Source organism: Aeromonas sp. 96A (assembly GCF_051919165.1).
In the GTDB taxonomy this organism is placed as follows: domain Bacteria; phylum Pseudomonadota; class Gammaproteobacteria; order Enterobacterales; family Aeromonadaceae; genus Aeromonas; species Aeromonas veronii.
The window spans coordinates 2,633,714-2,649,200 of the sequence record NZ_JBQBFE010000001.1; the positions used below are offsets into that span (position 1 = coordinate 2,633,714).

Genomic DNA, 15,487 nt, shown 5'->3' on the forward strand with positions numbered 1-15,487 from the left:
GATATAGCGCACCGATGCGGGTAAACTCTATGCACCATATCGGTGCATAACAGGTGTGTAGCACCGTTTTAGGGAGAAACCTGTGCCAACCCGCTCGGACAACGCCAAAACACTCTTGGATAATTTGCTGACCGCCGTGATCCTGATGGATGAGCGGCTCTGCATCCAATTCGTCAACCCGGCGGCTGAACAGCTGCTCTCCCTCAGTGAACGCCGGCTGATCGGCATCGAACTGCCCCATCTGCTGGAACATATCTCCCTCGATTTGCAGCGACTCAAGCAGTGCCTCGTTTCAGGGCAGGGCTTTACCGACAGCGAAGTGACTCTGGTGGTGGAAGGAGAACCGCGACTGGTGGAGCTGAGCGCGACCCCGATGGCCGACCACGAACAGCGTCTACTGGTGGTGGAGCTGCGCAAGATCGACCAGCAGAAGAAGATCAGTCAGGAGCAGCAGCAACATGCCCAGCAGCTGGCGGCCAAGGAGCTGGTGCGCGGGCTGGCCCACGAAATCAAGAATCCCCTCGGCGGCCTGCGCGGCGCGGCCCAGCTGCTGCAAAAGGAGCTGCCGGACCCGGCGCTGCGCGAATATACCGGCATCATCATCGAACAGGCTGACAGGCTGCGGGTACTGGTCGATCGGCTGCTCGGCCCCCAGCGCCCCGGCCGTCACCAGATGCACAATGTCCATTCGGTGCTGGAGCAGGTACGCCGACTGGTGGAGCTCGAACTCCCTCCCTCTGTTCGCATCGAGCGGGATTACGACCCCAGCATCCCCGAATTCGAGATGGAGCCGGATCAGCTGCAGCAGGCGTTTCTCAACATAGTGCGCAACGCCGCCGAAGCGCTGGGGGATCAGACCGGGCTTATCCGCATCAAGACCCGCACCGCGTTCCAGATCACCATCCACGGCCAGCGTTACCGGCTGGCAGCGGAGATCAAGATCATCGACAACGGCCCCGGCATTCCCGATGCCATTCGCGACACCCTGTTCTACCCGATGATCACCGGCAAGGAGGGGGGCACCGGGCTCGGCCTCTCCATCGCCCAGAACCTGATCGACCAGCACAAGGGGCGGATTGACTGCATCAGCTGGCCGGGCCACACCGAATTCACCATTTTTCTACCGCTTCGCAAGTAAGGGAACCCCATGACCGCCAAAGTGTGGATCGTCGATGACGACAGTTCTATCCGCTGGGTGCTGGAGCGCACTCTCGGCAGCGAAGGCTTCAACTGCGAGAGCTTTGCCGATGGCGAAGCCCTGCTGCACGCCCTTGAGCTGCGCTCGCCCGATGTGATCCTCTCCGATATCCGGATGCCCGGCATCGATGGTTTGAGCCTGCTGGAGCAGATCCACCGCCGTCAGGCCGATCTGCCCATCATCATCATGACCGCCCACTCGGATCTCGACAGCGCGGTCAACGCCTACCAGCGCGGCGCCTTCGAATACCTGCCCAAACCGTTCGACATCGACGAAGCCGTGACCTTGGTACGCCGCGCCGAGAATCATCTCAAGGAGCAGCGGACCAAGCGGAAGTCTCGCCAGCAAGAAGCCACCGCCACTCCCGAAATCATCGGTGAGGCACCGGCGATGCAGGAGGTGTTCCGCGCCATCGGTCGCCTGTCACGCTCCAGCATCTCGGTGCTGATCAACGGTCAGAGCGGTACCGGCAAGGAGCTGGTCGCCCACGCCCTGCACAAGCACAGCCCGCGTGCTCACAAGAACTTTATCGCCCTCAACATGGCGGCCATCCCCAAAGATCTCATCGAATCCGAGCTGTTCGGTCACGAGAAGGGGGCCTTTACCGGCGCCAACAACATCCGCCACGGCCGCTTCGAGCAGGCCGACGGCGGCACCCTGTTTCTCGACGAGATCGGCGATATGCCGCTGGATGTGCAGACCCGACTGCTGCGGGTGCTGGCCGATGGCCAGTTCTACCGGGTCGGCGGCCATCAGCCGGTGCAGGTGGATGTACGGATCATCGCTGCCACCCACCAGAATCTGGAGAAGCGGGTCGCCGATGGCGAGTTTCGCGAGGATCTGTTCCATCGCCTCAACGTCATCCGCATTCATATTCCCGCTCTCAAGGAGCGCCGTGAGGATATCCCCCAGCTGGCCCGCCACTTCCTGCTGCGCGCCGCCAAAGAGCTGAATGTCGAGGCCAAGAGCCTGCACCCGGATACCCAGGCCTATATCAGCCGACTGCCCTGGCCGGGCAACGTGCGCCAGCTGGAGAACGTCTGCCGCTGGCTTACCGTGATGGCCTCGGGGCAGGAAGTTCTGGTGGGCGATCTGCCTGCCGAGCTGCTCACCCCCATCACCCACAACGCCGAACCGGGCCAACCGGCATTGCCCGGTTGCTGGCAGCAACAGTTGCAGGAGTGGGTGGCCAGCAAGTTGGCGCTGGGAGAGACAGACATCCTGGCCGATGCCATGCCCCAGTTCGAGCGGATCATGCTGGAAACCGCGCTGGAACACACCCACGGCCACAAGCAGGAGGCGGCGCGCCTGCTTGGCTGGGGTCGCAACACCCTGACCCGCAAGCTGAAGGAACTCGATCTCTTCTGAGTCCCGGGGAAAAACGATTCCCATCACGCCCTGACAAATCACCGCCCGCCAGAACCCCGTTTAACCATAAACGGGGTATCTTTTTTGAAAGCCCCGCCTAGAATGGCAGGCTTTCAAACCTGACTCGACGAGGGCGCCCCCATGATTGACAGATCTCTCCCCCTGACCGACCTGCACCGCCATCTGGACGGCAACATCCGCCCGCAAACCATCCTCGAGCTGGGTCGCCAACACAATATCCAGCTGCCCGCCTTCGAGCTGGAGGCGCTGCGCCCCCATGTACAGATCGTCGAAAACGAGCCGAGTCTGGTTGCCTTCCTGAAGAAACTGGACTGGGGTGTGGCCGTGCTGGCTGACTATGACGCCTGCCGCCGGGTCGCCTACGAGAACGTGGAAGATCTGCTGCGCGCAGGTATCGACTATGCCGAACTGCGCTTCAGCCCGGCCTATATGGCCATGGCCCACAAGCTGCACCCGCAGGGCGTGGTGGAAGCCATTATCGACGGCGTGGTCGCGGGCAGCCGCGATTTCGGTATCAAGACCAACCTGATCGGCATCATGAGCCGCACCTTCGGCACCGAGCAGTGCAATCAGGAGCTGGCCGCCTGCTTGGCTCACCGCGACAAGCTGGTCGCCATCGATCTGGCCGGTGACGAGCTGGGCTTCCCGGGCGAACTCTTTGTCGACCACTTCCGCAAGGTGCGCGATGCAGGCATGCGCGTCACCGTACACGCCGGTGAAGCCGCTGGCCCCGAGAGCATGTGGCAAGCCATTCGCGAGCTGGGCGCCGAGCGTATCGGCCACGGCGTCAAAGCGATTCAGGATCCGGCCCTGATGGCCTATCTGGCCGAACACCGCATCGGCATCGAATCCTGCCTCACCTCCAACGTCCAGACCACCACGGTAGCGAGCCTGACCGAGCACCCGATCCGCCAGTTCCTGGCTGCCGGCGTGCTGGCCTGCCTCAACACCGATGACCCGGCGGTGGAAGGCATCGACCTGCCCCACGAATATGAGGTGGCTGCTCCGGCCGCTGGCATGACCGCCAGCGAAATCCGCACCGCCCAGCAGAACGGCCTGACCCTGGCCTTCCTGAGCGATAGCGAGAAAGCCGAACTGAGCGCCCGCGCAGCCAGCCGCTGATACACACCGGCACTGCAAATAAAAACGGCCCACTTCGGTGGGCCGTTTGCTTTGCGGATTTCTGATGATGGGTAAGCACTTGGCCAGCTGACAGATAGCAAAAGGCCCAAACCGGGTTTGGGCCTTGGCTGATGACGGTGCAGGTAAAAACTACTCCTGCTCCTTGTCGCGTTCCAGCGCCCGCTCCACCAGCGGCTCTGGCAGGCTCTTGGTCACCTCCACCCCCAGCTCGCGGAAATGCTCGACCTGGGCAATCAGGTTGCCACGGCCGTTGACCAGCCGTCCCATCGCCTTGTCGTAGCTCTCCTGCGCCTTGTGCAGGCTGCCGCCCATTTGCTGCATCTCCTCGACAAACAGCCGCAGCTTTTCGTAGAGGCGACCGGCCCGCTCGGCAATCTGGCGGGCATTCTGGTTCTGCCGCTCGTAGCGCCACAGGTTCTCGATGGTGCGCAGCGCTACCATCAGGTTGGTGGGGCTCACCAACAGGATGTTGTTGTCGAGACCGTAACGCACCAGCGAGGGATCGGCTTCCATGGCAGTGAGGAAGGCGGGCTCCACCGCCACGAACATCAGCACATAGTCGAGGGTGCGCACCCCGGGCAGTTGCTGGTAATCCTTGCGGCCCAGCTCGCGGATATGGTTGCGCACCGAGGCGACATGCTCCTTGAGCGCCACCGCCTTCTCCAGCTCGTCATCGGCGTTGTACCAGCGTTCGTAGGCGGTCAGCGACACCTTGGCATCGATGATGATGTCCTTCTCCTGCGGCAGGTGGACGATCACGTCGGGCTGGTAGCGCTTGCCCTTCTCCACCTCGATATTGACCTGGGTGTGGTACTCGTGACCTTCGCGCAGACCGCACTCGCTGAGGATCCGTGCCAGCACCACTTCCCCCCAGTTGCCCTGCTGCTTGCTGTCGCCCTTGAGGGCGCGGGTTAGCGCTGCCGCCTCCTCGGTCATGCGGGCATTGAGCTCGGCGAGGCGCTCCAGCTCGAACTTGAGGCTGTGGCGCTGGGCCGTCTCCTGGGCGTGGGTCTCGCCTACCTGACGACGAAAACCCTCCAGCTGCTCTTTGAGCGGACTCAACAGCAGATCGAGACTGTTCTGGTTCAGTTCGCGGAAGTTGCCGGAGTTTTGCTCGAAGATCCGGTTGGCGAGATTCTCGAACTGCTGACTGAGGCGCTGCTCCGCCTCCTGTTGCAGTTGCAGCTTCTCGGCGGCGGCCAACCGTTCGCTGCGCAGGGTCGCTTCCGCATCCTTGAGGCGGGCGGTGAGCTTGATCAGCAGGGTCTGCTGCTGATCCAGCTTCTGCTGGCCCTGCATCCGCTCATCCTGCAACTCGTCGAAGCGATCCTGCAGCACCTGATAACGCTCCTGCGCCAGCATCAGCTCCTGAGCCTGCGCCGTGGCGGCCCGCCGCCCGATCAGCCAGCCCAGTCCGAGGGCCAGCACGGCGGCAGGCAGCAAGATCCCCCAGAGCCCGGGGTCGATCATTTGCGGCTCCGCTGACGCAGGAAGAGTTCGAGATAGCGGTTAACCAGGATCCAGAGCACCACGTAGATAAGGTAGGCGGCCAGCACCACCCACTTGTGGGTGTTGACGCCGGTATCGAGCTCGGCGAACTCGATATCCTTGATGCGGCAGTAGGCCCACATCAGCAGGGGAAAGACATAGAGCAGGGACGCACGCCAGAGAAATAGCCACATATGTTTTCATTCAACCACGTAAAAAGACCCGCCTAGCTTACACAAGGGCAACTGCGCTTGCGATCCTGACGGCCGCTATTCTCTGGCCTGCTTCCCGAAACTTCGATAAAATTAACCCCTAATAGGTATCAGGGGCGAGCATGACTCACTATTTCCTCCGTTGGCTGACACAAGGTTGGCAAGCTTCCCGCAAGCCCGCCGTGGTTTGCCATGAAGCGCGCCCGCCATGGGCCATTGAGGAGTCCCAGTACCTCTCCCTCTGCACCCGCTGTGGCGAGTGTTTCAAGGCCTGCCCGCGCGGTCTGCTCAAACCGGCCACCCAGGAGGAGTACGAGGGGAGCCCCATCGCCGGTACCCCGGTACTCGATCTCGCCTGCGGCCAGTGCAGCTACTGCGGCAGCTGCGCCAGAGCCTGTCCCACCGGCGCCCTCGACCTGCAACTGGGCCGTCAGGTGCAGACCCGGGTGCAGATTGAAGAGAGCTGCCAAGCACGGCAGGGCTTCTACTGCCTGCTCTGTGAAGATGCCTGCCCGCAACAGGCGATCAAGGCCACAGCCGACGGCATCAACGTCAATATGGATGCCTGCAATGGCTGCGGTGCCTGCGGCCTCGCCTGCCTGCACGGCGCCATCACCCTGATCCGCCAGCCGGGCAGTCGCTAAAACCACCCGCGTACAAAAGCAAAAGGGGCCATCAGGCCCCTTTCACATCTTGTTCGATATTCCACGCCCCGTCAGGCCATGGTCACAATAGTCTCTTGCTCGATACCCAGCAGGTGGCAGAGACGATTGGGATCGCGCACCGCATCGGCCAGAGTGTACTCACCCAGCACTTCGAGGAAGGCGTTCATGGCGCGGCGCAGAATGCCCTGAATGCGGCAGCCGCCGGAGAGTCGGCAGTTTTCACGCTTGCAATCGACCGGACAGAGCACATGCTCCATGTCCATCACCACATCCCGCAAATTGATGGAGACCGCCGAGCGACCGAGGCGGATGCCACCGTGCTTGCCGCGTACCGTTTCGATGTACCCCTTGATGCCAAGCTGGTGCACAATTTTGACCACGTGGTTGCGAGAGATGCCGAAGGTATCGGCCACTTCAGTAATGGTCGACAGACGATCCCCCGGCTGAACCGCCAGGAAGGTCAGGGTACGCAGGGCGTAGTCGGTAAATCGTGTCAGTTGCATGGTCGCACTTGCCTCTTACTACAAGCCAGGAATCAGGACGACAACATTGAGCTAAGAGGCAGGAGACAACCGGTTTGCCTCTGTTTGCCCATTGGTTCGCCAGAGGAGGGCCTGTCTCTTAATCTGAGTTGCGGAGTGACAGGTTAAGAGCAGCACAACCGGGTGTCGATGAAGATGCACATAAATCGACACTTTCTTTGATTGATCGCAAACTTGCCGGGTTAGCCCGGCGTTTACCCGCTTTATGGCGGGTAAATCTCCCGAATAGTCTCCTTCACCAAGCCACTTCGACCAGCAGCCATATGGCCCGCGAACCGCCCCTGAATCGACCGCCAGAAAGGTGGTTCAGTGGGGCTGTTTCAGCCAATTTTTCAGCGCGACCGAGGGAATGGAGCTCTCGGAGGCGACGGCAAACGCGCCCCAGTCCACCGCGCACTGCAACGCATCCTTGATCGCCATGCCCCGCGCCAGACCATGGATCAATCCGCCGGCGAAGGCATCACCCGCCCCCGTAGTATCGACCACCGAGACGGGCCGAGCGGCGACCCGGATCTGCTCATCGCCGTGGATGGCAACCGCGCCCGCCTTTCCTTCGGTCAGCACCAGCCATTCGAGCTGCTCCCCCGCCAGCTGGCGGGCATGCTGCCAGGGGTCGCTCACCTCGCCGAGATCGGAGCGGGAGGCCACCAGCACATGGCAGGGACGGCGCGCTTGGCCGCCCTTGGGATACTGGGCCACCACGAAGCTCTTGCCGAGCATCTGGCGCATGTAGCTGATGATGGCGGTGCCGGGATAGTTCACATAGAGGCAGTCGATCCCCTCCAGCGGCAGATCGCCGGGCAGGTCGGGACGCCGCGGGCGGCGCAGTATGGTGCGCTCGCCGGTGGAGTCCACCAGGATCAGCAGCTCGCCGGTCTCGCCGCCAAAGCGCTCCACATGGCTGCAATCCAACCCGTAACCGGCCGCCTGCTCCAGCAGCCAGTCGCCGGTCTCGTCCAGCCCGATACGGGAAGCAATGGTCACCTCGTGGCCCGCCCACACCAGCCCTATGCCGGTATTGGCAGCGCCACCTCCCAGCCTGCGCCCCTGATCCACATATTGCAGCCGGGCCCCCGCCACCAGAGGTTCGGAGAGGGAGAGCACATGATCACAGTTGAGATTGGCAAGCAGCAGAATGCGGGACATAGAGACCTCGGACGATGGAGATAGCCCAAAAGAGACAGGCTGAACCCCGAGTAGAGCCCAGCCTGACAGAAGAGACAACCGGCAGCGATCGGGAATCCGATCGGGATCAATAGATGGGCAGCTCCACCCCGGCCAGCAGCTCGTCGATGCGCGCCTGACTCGGCTGCTGCATCACGCTCTGAATCACCTCCTTGGTGAGGTGGGGCGAGAAGGAGCTGATGAAGTCATACATGTAGTTCTGCAGCAGGATGCTCTTGCTGAAACAGAGCTGCGCCGGGCAGGGCTTGAACAGGTGCTCCAGATTGATGGAGACCAGCCCGGGGGTGTCATTGTCGTTGGCCACCAGCGAGGAGATGATGCCGATGCCAAAGCCCAGCTCCACGTAGCGTTTGATCACCCCGGCGTCCATCACCGTCATGTAGTAGCTCGGGGTGAGACCGGCGGCATGGAATACCTCGTCCTGCACCTGACGACCAGTGGCGCCACTCTCGTAGCTGAGGATGGGGTAGTGGCAGAGCTGCTCCAGGGTCGGCTTCTTCACCTTGGCCAGGGGGTGATCCTGCGGCACCACCAGCGAGAGAGTCCAGAGGTAGGCGGGCAGCGCGATCAGCTCCTTGTCGAAGCCAATCTCGTGGGCAACGATGGAGAAATCGGAGTAACCCTTGCTGATCTGCTCCTTGCTCGCCGACATCACCGGATGGAGGTGGAACGAGATCTTGGGATACTTCTTGGTGAAGTAGGTGACCGACTTGGGCAGCAGATAGCGGGCGATGGTGTGGGTGGTGTGAATATTAAGGGTGCCCACGGTCGGGTCCAGATATTCGCGGGAGATCGCCTTGATCTTGCTCTCGATATTGAGCATTGCTTCGGCACACTTGATGATCTCTTCCCCCACTGGGGTGATGCGGTGCAGGTGTTTGCCACGGCGCTCGAAGATCCGCACCCCCAGCTCGCTCTCCAGCAGGCCAATCTGTTTGCTGACCCCCGGCTGACTGGTGAAGAGCGCATCGGAAGCCACGGACACATTGAGGTTGTGGTCCCGGATCGCGATCAAATACTTCAATTGCTGTAGTTTCAAGGCGTCACACTCTCACACTGGTTTGGCTCAGACAGCTTTGGCTCAGGCCGGGACGGCAATCAAGCCAGACAAACAGGCCGCCACATGGGCGGCCAGTGTACCATCCGATCCCGACATCTCAGCGCTTGATCCTTCATTTTGCTACAAAATCTAGCATCTGAAGGGGTGGCTGACAAACCGGGCTCAGGCCGCGCCAGCCCGCAGCGGCAGGATCCCCAGAAACTGCAGCAGCCACTGCATCATGGTCGCCGAATCCACCTCCCCCTCCAGCGAGGAGAGGCTGCTCTGGTAGCGCTCGTCGGGCAACAGGCCGCGGCGCCGCTCGATCAGCGCCCGGTTGTACTCCACCGAGAACTCCGGATGCCCCTGAATGGCGACGATGTGATCACCCTGCAAAAACATGAAGTTGGGACAAAAGTCGTTGCCCGCCAGTCGGGTCGCCCCCGGCGGCAGCAGGGCCACCTGATCCTGATGGCTGGCCAGAATGCGGATCTGATCCCGCGCCGGCGCCATCCAGGGCTCATCTGCCAGCATGGGGTGCACCGACACACCCAGCCCCCACCCCTTGGTAGACTTCACCACCTCGCCGCCCAGCGCCTGGGCGATCACCTGATGACCGAAGCAGACACCGGCCAGCTTGACGTCGGCATCGTGCGCCTGACGGATCCACGCCCGCAGTGCCTGAATCCAGGGGATATCGCTGTAAGCATCGTGGCGCGAGCCGGTGATGAGCCAGGCATCGCACTCGTGCAGATCCTCCGGCAGCTCCCCATCGAGAGCCGACCAGACCCGAAATTCCAGTTCGGGGGCCAGGGCCGCAAAGCCCCTGATAAACATCTCGGAGTAAACGGGGCCAAAACGATCCGCCAGATCGGGATCGAGCCGGTCACAATCGAGTATTCCCAATCGCATCTGTTGTTCCTTTACAGAGTTCGCCCCCGCCAATCATTGACCAGCGAGGGCAAGAGGTTAGGCCATGAGCACGCGCCAGCGCGTCACTTCATGGTCGGCATGGAGAACTCGGCACCACTGCGCAGGCTCTGGGGCCAGCGCGCCGTCACCGTCTTCATCCGGGTATAAAAGCGAACCCCGTCCGGCCCGTGCATGTTGAGCGGCCCGAAGATGGAGCGCTTCCAGCCGCCAAAGCTGTGAAACGCCATCGGCACCGGAATGGGAACGTTCACCCCTACCATACCGACCTGCACCCGCGCCGTGAAGTCCCGCGCGGTGTCGCCGTCACAGGTAAAGATGGCGGTGCCGTTGCCGTACTCGTGCTCGTTGATGAGGCGCAGCGCCGTCTCGTAATCCGGCACCCGCACGATGGAGAGCACAGGGCCAAAGATCTCCTCGCGGTAGATGCGCATCTCGGGGGTCACCTCGTCAAACAGGCAGCCCCCGATAAAGTAACCCTCGTCGTGGCTCAGCGTGCGACCATCGACCCGCAGCACAGCCCCCTCGGTCACCCCCTGATCCACGTAGCCGCGCACCTTGGCCAGATGCTCCCGGCTGATCAGCGGCCCCATCTCGTTTTCCGGGCTCTGGCCCAGCCCCGGGCCGACTCGCAGTTTTTCCACCAGCGGCGTCAGCCTGGCCACCAGCGCATCGGCGGTCTCGTCACCTACCACCACCGCCACCGAAATGGCCATACAGCGCTCGCCAGCGGCACCATAAGCAGCCCCCATCAGTGCGGAGACCGCCTGATCGAGATCCGCATCCGGCATCACCACCATATGGTTCTTGGCGCCGCCCAACGCCTGCACCCGTTTGCCGTGGGCCGAGGCAGTGGCATAGATGTACTGGGCGATGGGGGTGGAACCGACAAACGACACGGCTCCGACCCGCGGATCGGTCAGCAGCACATCCACCACCTCCTTGTCACCGTTCACCACGTTGAGCACGCCATCCGGCAGACCGGCCTCCTTGAGCAGTTCTGCCATCCGCAGCGAGAGAGAGGGATCCTTCTCGGAGGGCTTGAGAATGAAGGTATTGCCGCAGGCGATGGCGACCGGGAACATCCAGAGCGGCACCATGGCCGGGAAGTTGAACGGGGTGATACCGGCGCAGACCCCCACCGGCTGCATCATGGAGTAGCTGTCTACCCCGCGACCGACGTTGAGGGAGTGCTCCCCCTTGAGCAGATGGGGAATGCCGCAGACAAACTCCACCACCTCCAGCCCGCGGGTCAACTCACCCTGCGCATCGGAGAAGACCTTGCCGTGTTCGCGACTGATGAGCTGGGCAAGCTCGTCCCTGTGCTGCTCCATCAACTCCTTGAAGCGGAAAAAGACCCGGGCCCGCACCAGCGGGGGGGTTTGCGACCAGTCGGTAAAGGCGCGCTCGGCGATGGCGATCGCCTCCTGACACTCGGCGGCGCTGGAAAGCCCCACGCTCCCCTGCTGCTTGCCACAAGCGGGATTGAAGATGGCCCCTTGCCTCTCGCTGCGACTCTCCTGCGGTTGGCCGTTGATGAAGTTGCTGACCCTGTATGTCATGTATCCTCCGTGATAACTGATGCAGTAAATGCGCTGAGCAAATCAACGCAAGGCCCCGCCAGTGCGGGGCCATCAAATGGGTTAAGGTTGTGCCTGCAGGGCATCCTGCAGCAGGGTGAAGAGATCGTCGATCTGGCTGCGCTCGATGATGAGGGGCGGCGACAGGGCGATGATGTCGCCGGTCACCCGGATCAATGCCCCCTTCTCGAAGCAGCGCACGAACACCTCGTAGGCGCGCTTGCCCGGCGCATCCGGCATGGACTCCAGCTCGATACCCGCCACCAGCCCGTAGTTGCGCACATCCTTCACATGCTTGCAGCCCTTCAGCGAATGGGCAGCCTCCTCCCAGTAGCCCGCCAGATCGGCGGCGCGGCTGAGCAGGTTCTCGTTGCGATAGATCTCGAGGGTCGCGAGCCCCGCAGCCGCAGCCACCGGATGACCAGAATAGGTGTAGCCGTGGAACAGCTCGATTGCCCCCTTTCCTGCCGCCATCATGTCGTCATAAATGTGCTTCTGCACCAGCACCGCACCCATGGGGATGGCACCGTTGGTGAGCCCCTTGGCGCAAGTGATCATGTCGGGGGTGACATCGAACTCCTGTGCCGCGAAGGGGGAACCGAGGCGACCGAAACCGGTGATCACCTCGTCAAAAATCAGCAGGATGCCGTGCTTGGTGCAAATCTCCCGCAGCCGCTTGAGGTAGCCTTTGGGGGGCATCAGCACGCCGGTACTGCCAGCGATGGGCTCGACGATCACCGCCGCGATATTGCTGGCATCGTGCAGGAAGACGATCTTCTCCAGCTCGTCAGCCAGCGCCACATCCTCCTCGGGCAGCCCTTTGGTGAAGGCGTTCTTGGCGATGTTGAGGGTATGGGGCAGATGATCCACCCCGGTCAGCAGGGAGCCGAACCACTTGCGGTTGCCGGGAATCCCCCCCACCGAGATGCCGCCAAAGCCGACCCCGTGATAGCCACGCTCGCGGCCAATCAGCCGGGTGCGGGTGCCCTGACCGCGAGCCCGCTGCCAGGCCAGCGCGATTTTCAGCGCGGTATCAACCGACTCGGAACCCGAGTTGGTGTAGAAGACGTGACCAAAGCCCTTGGGGGCGATCTCCACCAGCTTGTTGGCCAGCTCGAACGGCAGGGGGTGGCCCATCTGGAATGTGGGAGCGAAATCGAGGTGGGAAATCTGCTGGGAGACCGCCTCGGCAATCTCGCGCCGACCATGGCCCGCGTTGCAACACCAGAGTCCGGCTGTGCCATCCAGTATCTTGCGGCCATCCTCTGAGTGATAATACATCCCCTCTGCCGACTTCAGGATGCGCGGCGCCGCCTTGAACTGCTGGTTGGCGGTGAACGGCATCCAGAAGGCGGACATGTCGGAGGGCGTATTGATGTCGCTGATCGGTTTCATGGTCACCTCATCCTTAAGGTGTTTAGCAACTGTCGGCCAATGCCTATTAAATTAAACACCTGAATCCATAAAAAAGGGCCCGTTATCGCCCTGTCTGGTGCCACCCCTAGCTAGACGCATCAGCAGGGTGGTATAAGATATTTAACACAATTTTAATAATAGTAAACAGTCAAGGAGTGTCTATAGATGGATATCGGTCACCGCCTCAAGGCGGTTCGCACCAAGGCTGCCCTCTCCCAGCGCGAGCTGGCCAAGCGCTCCGGTGTGACCAACGGATTTATCTCCCAGATCGAGAAAAATCAGGTGAGCCCCTCTGTCGCCTCCCTGCGCAAGGTGCTGGAAGGGATCCCCATGTCGCTGGCCAGCTTCTTCACAGAAGAGACCGAAATGGGCACCGAAGTGATCTTCCGCGCCGCCGATATGCCGGATCTCGGCACCCATCCCATCAGCTACCGGCTGGTTGGGCACAGCCGCGCCAACCGCGCCATCGGCATGTTGCAGGAGGTGCTGCCACCGGGCGCCGACACCGGCGACGACATGCTGAGCCACGAGGGTGAAGAGTGCGGCATCGTCATCAAGGGCGAGGTTGAAGTGACCGTGGGCGAGCAGATCTACCTGCTGGGCGCCGGGGATGGCTACTACTTCGACAGCCGCACCCCCCACCGTTTTCGCAATAGCGGCGAGCAGGAGTGCGTGCTGATCTCGGCCAACACCCCCGCCAGTTTCTGACATTCAGACGCGCATCGGCAGGGGAGCAATGTTTAATGAATTGTTACAAGATGGATTTACAAGCGGCAGGATGTTTAGCATATTGATACGCGAAAACTGACTTTTGCCGGTTCAAGGAGTGAACATGAGTGACCTTACCCTGGCCCAGTGGCAACACAAGGCCGCCCATCTGACCCTGCCCTCGCAAGCCTTTATCAACGGCAGCTATCGGGATGCCGTCAATGGCGCCACCTTCGATTGCATCAACCCGGCCAACGGCAAGCTGCTGACCAAGGTGGCAGCCTGCGATTCCGCCGATGCCGAACTGGCGGTACAGGCTGCCCGTGACGCCTTCAACGACAAGCGTTGGAGCGGCCTGCCGCCGAAACAGCGCAAACAGATCATGCAGCGCTTCGCCGAGCTGATGCGCCTCAACAAGGTGGAGCTGGCGCTGCTGGAGTCGCTGGATATGGGCAAACCCATCGGCGACGCTATGGGCTATGACGCCCCCGCCGCCGCCAACTGCATCGCCTGGAACGCCGAAGCGATCGACAAGATCTACGATCAGGTCGCCCCGGTGGAGGAGTCAGCACTGGCGCTGGTGACCCGCGAAGCGCTCGGGGTGGTTGCCGCCATCGTGCCGTGGAACTTCCCGCTGGTGATGGCCTGCTGGAAGCTGGGCCCGGCGCTCGCTACCGGCAACTCGGTCATTCTCAAACCTTCCGAAAAATCGCCCCTGACAGCCCTGCGTATCGCAGGTCTGGCCAAGGAGGCGGGTATTCCGGACGGCGTGTTCAGCGTGCTGCCGGGCTTTGGTCATACCGTGGGCGAGGCGCTAGCCATGCACATGGATGTGGACTGCATCACCTTCACCGGCTCCACCAAAATCGGCAAACATCTGGTGGAGTGCTCCGGCAAGTCCAACCTCAAGCGCGCCTTTATGGAGTGCGGCGGCAAGAGCCCCAACATAATACTGGCCGACGCACCGGATCTGGACGCTGCGGCCAAGAGCGCCGCTGGCGCCATCTTCTACAACCAGGGCGAGGTGTGCACCGCCGCCTCTCGGCTGCTGGTGCAAAACAGCATCAAGCCGCAATTCATGGAGCGACTGCTGGCCCATGCCCGCGAGTGGATCTCGAGCAACCCGCTCGACCCTGCGACCCGTATCGGCGCCATGGTGGATCACATCCAGATGGAGCAGGTGCTGCGCTATATCGAGATTGGCAAGCAGGAGGGGGCCAAGCTGCTGCTGGGTGGCAACCGCACCAATATGGAGAGTGGCGGCTTCTATATCGAACCCACTATTTTCGACGACGTGACCCCGCAGATGCGCATCTTCCGCGAGGAGATCTTCGGCCCTGTGCTGGCGGTGACCGGCTTCGATACGCTGGAGGAGGCCATTGCGCTGGGTAACGACACCGACTATGGGTTGGCGGCGGCGATCTGGACGGCGGATCTCAACAAGGCGGTGAAAGGCTCCCGCGCCCTGCGCGCTGGCACCGTGTTCGTCAACAACTGGGACGGTGGTGACATGACCATGCCATTTGGCGGCTTCAAACAGTCCGGCAACGGTCGCGACAAGTCACTTCATGCACTGGAGAAGTACACCGAGCTGAAAAGCACCTGGATTCAGCTGGAATAACACGACAAAGCAGCACTATCGGATCAAAAAGGGGGAGAAATCCCCCTTTTGCATTTTTGGCCTTCCATCACCGGGCTCAATCCTTATAATGATAAAAAAGCCAACATGTTAAATATAAAGACAAAAATGCTATTTTTTCTGGGAAGCGTACTTTTTCTGGTGATCGGTTTGCCCCTGCTGTTCTTCGTGCTGGGGCACGGCGAGGCCTACGTGACCTGGGGCCCCTGGATCTCCGCCATCGCCCTGATGTTGTGGTTGTTGATGGATGTCGACAAGATCCGCCGCGGTAAAGGCTGACCGGCCAGCCCCCCTCCTCTTATCCCTCAAACTTCGTTTATTCGCTTCTTTCCCCGCAAAAGGATCGCTACACT

At 61.6% G+C, this 15,487-nt stretch carries 15 protein-coding genes; 7 read left to right on the forward strand and 8 right to left on the reverse strand.

The features are described 5' to 3' along the window. Window positions 1–82 precede the first annotated feature (82 nt). The 3 genes from glnL to add all read left to right on the forward strand — a co-directional run bounded on the left by glnL (window position 83) and on the right by add (window position 3,709). Window positions 83–1,138: a nitrogen regulation protein NR(II) gene (glnL, locus tag ACTG2W_RS12085; protein ID WP_005356202.1), complete on the forward strand. Its 1,056-nt coding sequence runs from the start codon at window positions 83–85 to the stop codon at window positions 1,136–1,138. Between the two features lie 9 nt (window positions 1,139–1,147). Continuing rightward, window positions 1,148–2,566: a nitrogen regulation protein NR(I) gene (gene glnG / locus ACTG2W_RS12090; RefSeq protein WP_128834722.1), complete on the forward strand. Its 1,419-nt coding sequence runs from the start codon at window positions 1,148–1,150 to the stop codon at window positions 2,564–2,566. A 141-nt stretch (window positions 2,567–2,707) separates the two neighbouring features. Then, on the forward strand, window positions 2,708–3,709 hold the full coding sequence (gene add / locus ACTG2W_RS12095) for an adenosine deaminase (protein WP_128834720.1): 1,002 nt from the start codon (window positions 2,708–2,710) through the stop codon (window positions 3,707–3,709). Window positions 3,710–3,859: 150 nt separating this feature from the next. Here add and rmuC read toward each other — a convergent pair whose 3' ends face one another. Further along, window positions 3,860–5,200 (reverse strand): DNA recombination protein RmuC, encoded by a 1,341-nt coding sequence (gene rmuC, locus ACTG2W_RS12100; protein ID WP_106844309.1) that lies wholly within the window; start codon window positions 5,198–5,200, stop codon window positions 3,860–3,862. Then, the gene (locus ACTG2W_RS12105) at window positions 5,197–5,412 is read right to left on the reverse strand and encodes a hypothetical protein (RefSeq protein ID WP_005339659.1); all 216 of its coding nucleotides are present in this window, start codon (window positions 5,410–5,412) and stop codon (window positions 5,197–5,199) included. Before ACTG2W_RS12105 ends, rmuC begins: the two co-directional genes overlap by 4 nt. Before the next feature lie 140 nt (window positions 5,413–5,552). On the opposite strand from ACTG2W_RS12105, the gene ACTG2W_RS12110 reads away from it, so the two are divergent. Beyond that, window positions 5,553–6,074 carry a ferredoxin-type protein NapF gene (locus ACTG2W_RS12110; protein ID WP_005339657.1) on the forward strand — a complete coding sequence of 174 codons (522 nt, stop codon included), beginning with the start codon at window positions 5,553–5,555 and terminating at the stop codon, window positions 6,072–6,074. 71 nt (window positions 6,075–6,145) lie between these two features. Here ACTG2W_RS12110 and ACTG2W_RS12115 read toward each other — a convergent pair whose 3' ends face one another. The 6 genes from ACTG2W_RS12115 to ACTG2W_RS12140 form a co-directional block, all read right to left on the reverse strand. Continuing rightward, window positions 6,146–6,598, reverse strand: coding sequence for an Rrf2 family transcriptional regulator (locus ACTG2W_RS12115; RefSeq protein ID WP_005339654.1), 453 nt, complete (start codon window positions 6,596–6,598; stop codon window positions 6,146–6,148). 345 nt (window positions 6,599–6,943) lie between these two features. Continuing rightward, window positions 6,944–7,783, reverse strand: coding sequence for a PfkB family carbohydrate kinase (locus ACTG2W_RS12120; RefSeq protein ID WP_042079777.1), 840 nt, complete (start codon window positions 7,781–7,783; stop codon window positions 6,944–6,946). A 106-nt stretch (window positions 7,784–7,889) separates the two neighbouring features. Next, window positions 7,890–8,861, reverse strand: a complete 972-nt coding sequence (locus ACTG2W_RS12125; protein ID WP_106844310.1) for a LysR substrate-binding domain-containing protein — start codon at window positions 8,859–8,861, stop codon at window positions 7,890–7,892. A gap of 183 nt (window positions 8,862–9,044) precedes the next feature. Continuing rightward, window positions 9,045–9,773, reverse strand: a complete 729-nt coding sequence (locus ACTG2W_RS12130) for a glutamine amidotransferase-related protein (protein WP_005357481.1) — start codon at window positions 9,771–9,773, stop codon at window positions 9,045–9,047. Window positions 9,774–9,856: 83 nt separating this feature from the next. Continuing rightward, a complete protein-coding gene (locus tag ACTG2W_RS12135; protein WP_106844311.1) occupies window positions 9,857–11,353 on the reverse strand; it encodes a CoA-acylating methylmalonate-semialdehyde dehydrogenase in 1,497 nt (498 codons plus the stop codon). A gap of 81 nt (window positions 11,354–11,434) precedes the next feature. Then, the gene (locus ACTG2W_RS12140; RefSeq protein ID WP_106844312.1) at window positions 11,435–12,766 is read right to left on the reverse strand and encodes an aspartate aminotransferase family protein; all 1,332 of its coding nucleotides are present in this window, start codon (window positions 12,764–12,766) and stop codon (window positions 11,435–11,437) included. Between the two features lie 186 nt (window positions 12,767–12,952). Between ACTG2W_RS12140 and ACTG2W_RS12145 the strand changes: the two genes are divergently transcribed. From ACTG2W_RS12145 to ACTG2W_RS12155, 3 genes are all read left to right on the forward strand, one after another. Further along, complete coding sequence (locus ACTG2W_RS12145; protein ID WP_005339643.1) at window positions 12,953–13,495, forward strand: cupin domain-containing protein; 543 nt, start codon at window positions 12,953–12,955, stop codon at window positions 13,493–13,495. Between the two features lie 124 nt (window positions 13,496–13,619). Further along, window positions 13,620–15,116 carry an aldehyde dehydrogenase gene (locus ACTG2W_RS12150; protein WP_106844313.1) on the forward strand — a complete coding sequence of 499 codons (1,497 nt, stop codon included), beginning with the start codon at window positions 13,620–13,622 and terminating at the stop codon, window positions 15,114–15,116. A 126-nt stretch (window positions 15,117–15,242) separates the two neighbouring features. Further along, complete coding sequence (locus tag ACTG2W_RS12155) at window positions 15,243–15,413, forward strand: hypothetical protein (RefSeq protein WP_005341999.1); 171 nt, start codon at window positions 15,243–15,245, stop codon at window positions 15,411–15,413. Window positions 15,414–15,487 lie beyond the last annotated feature (74 nt).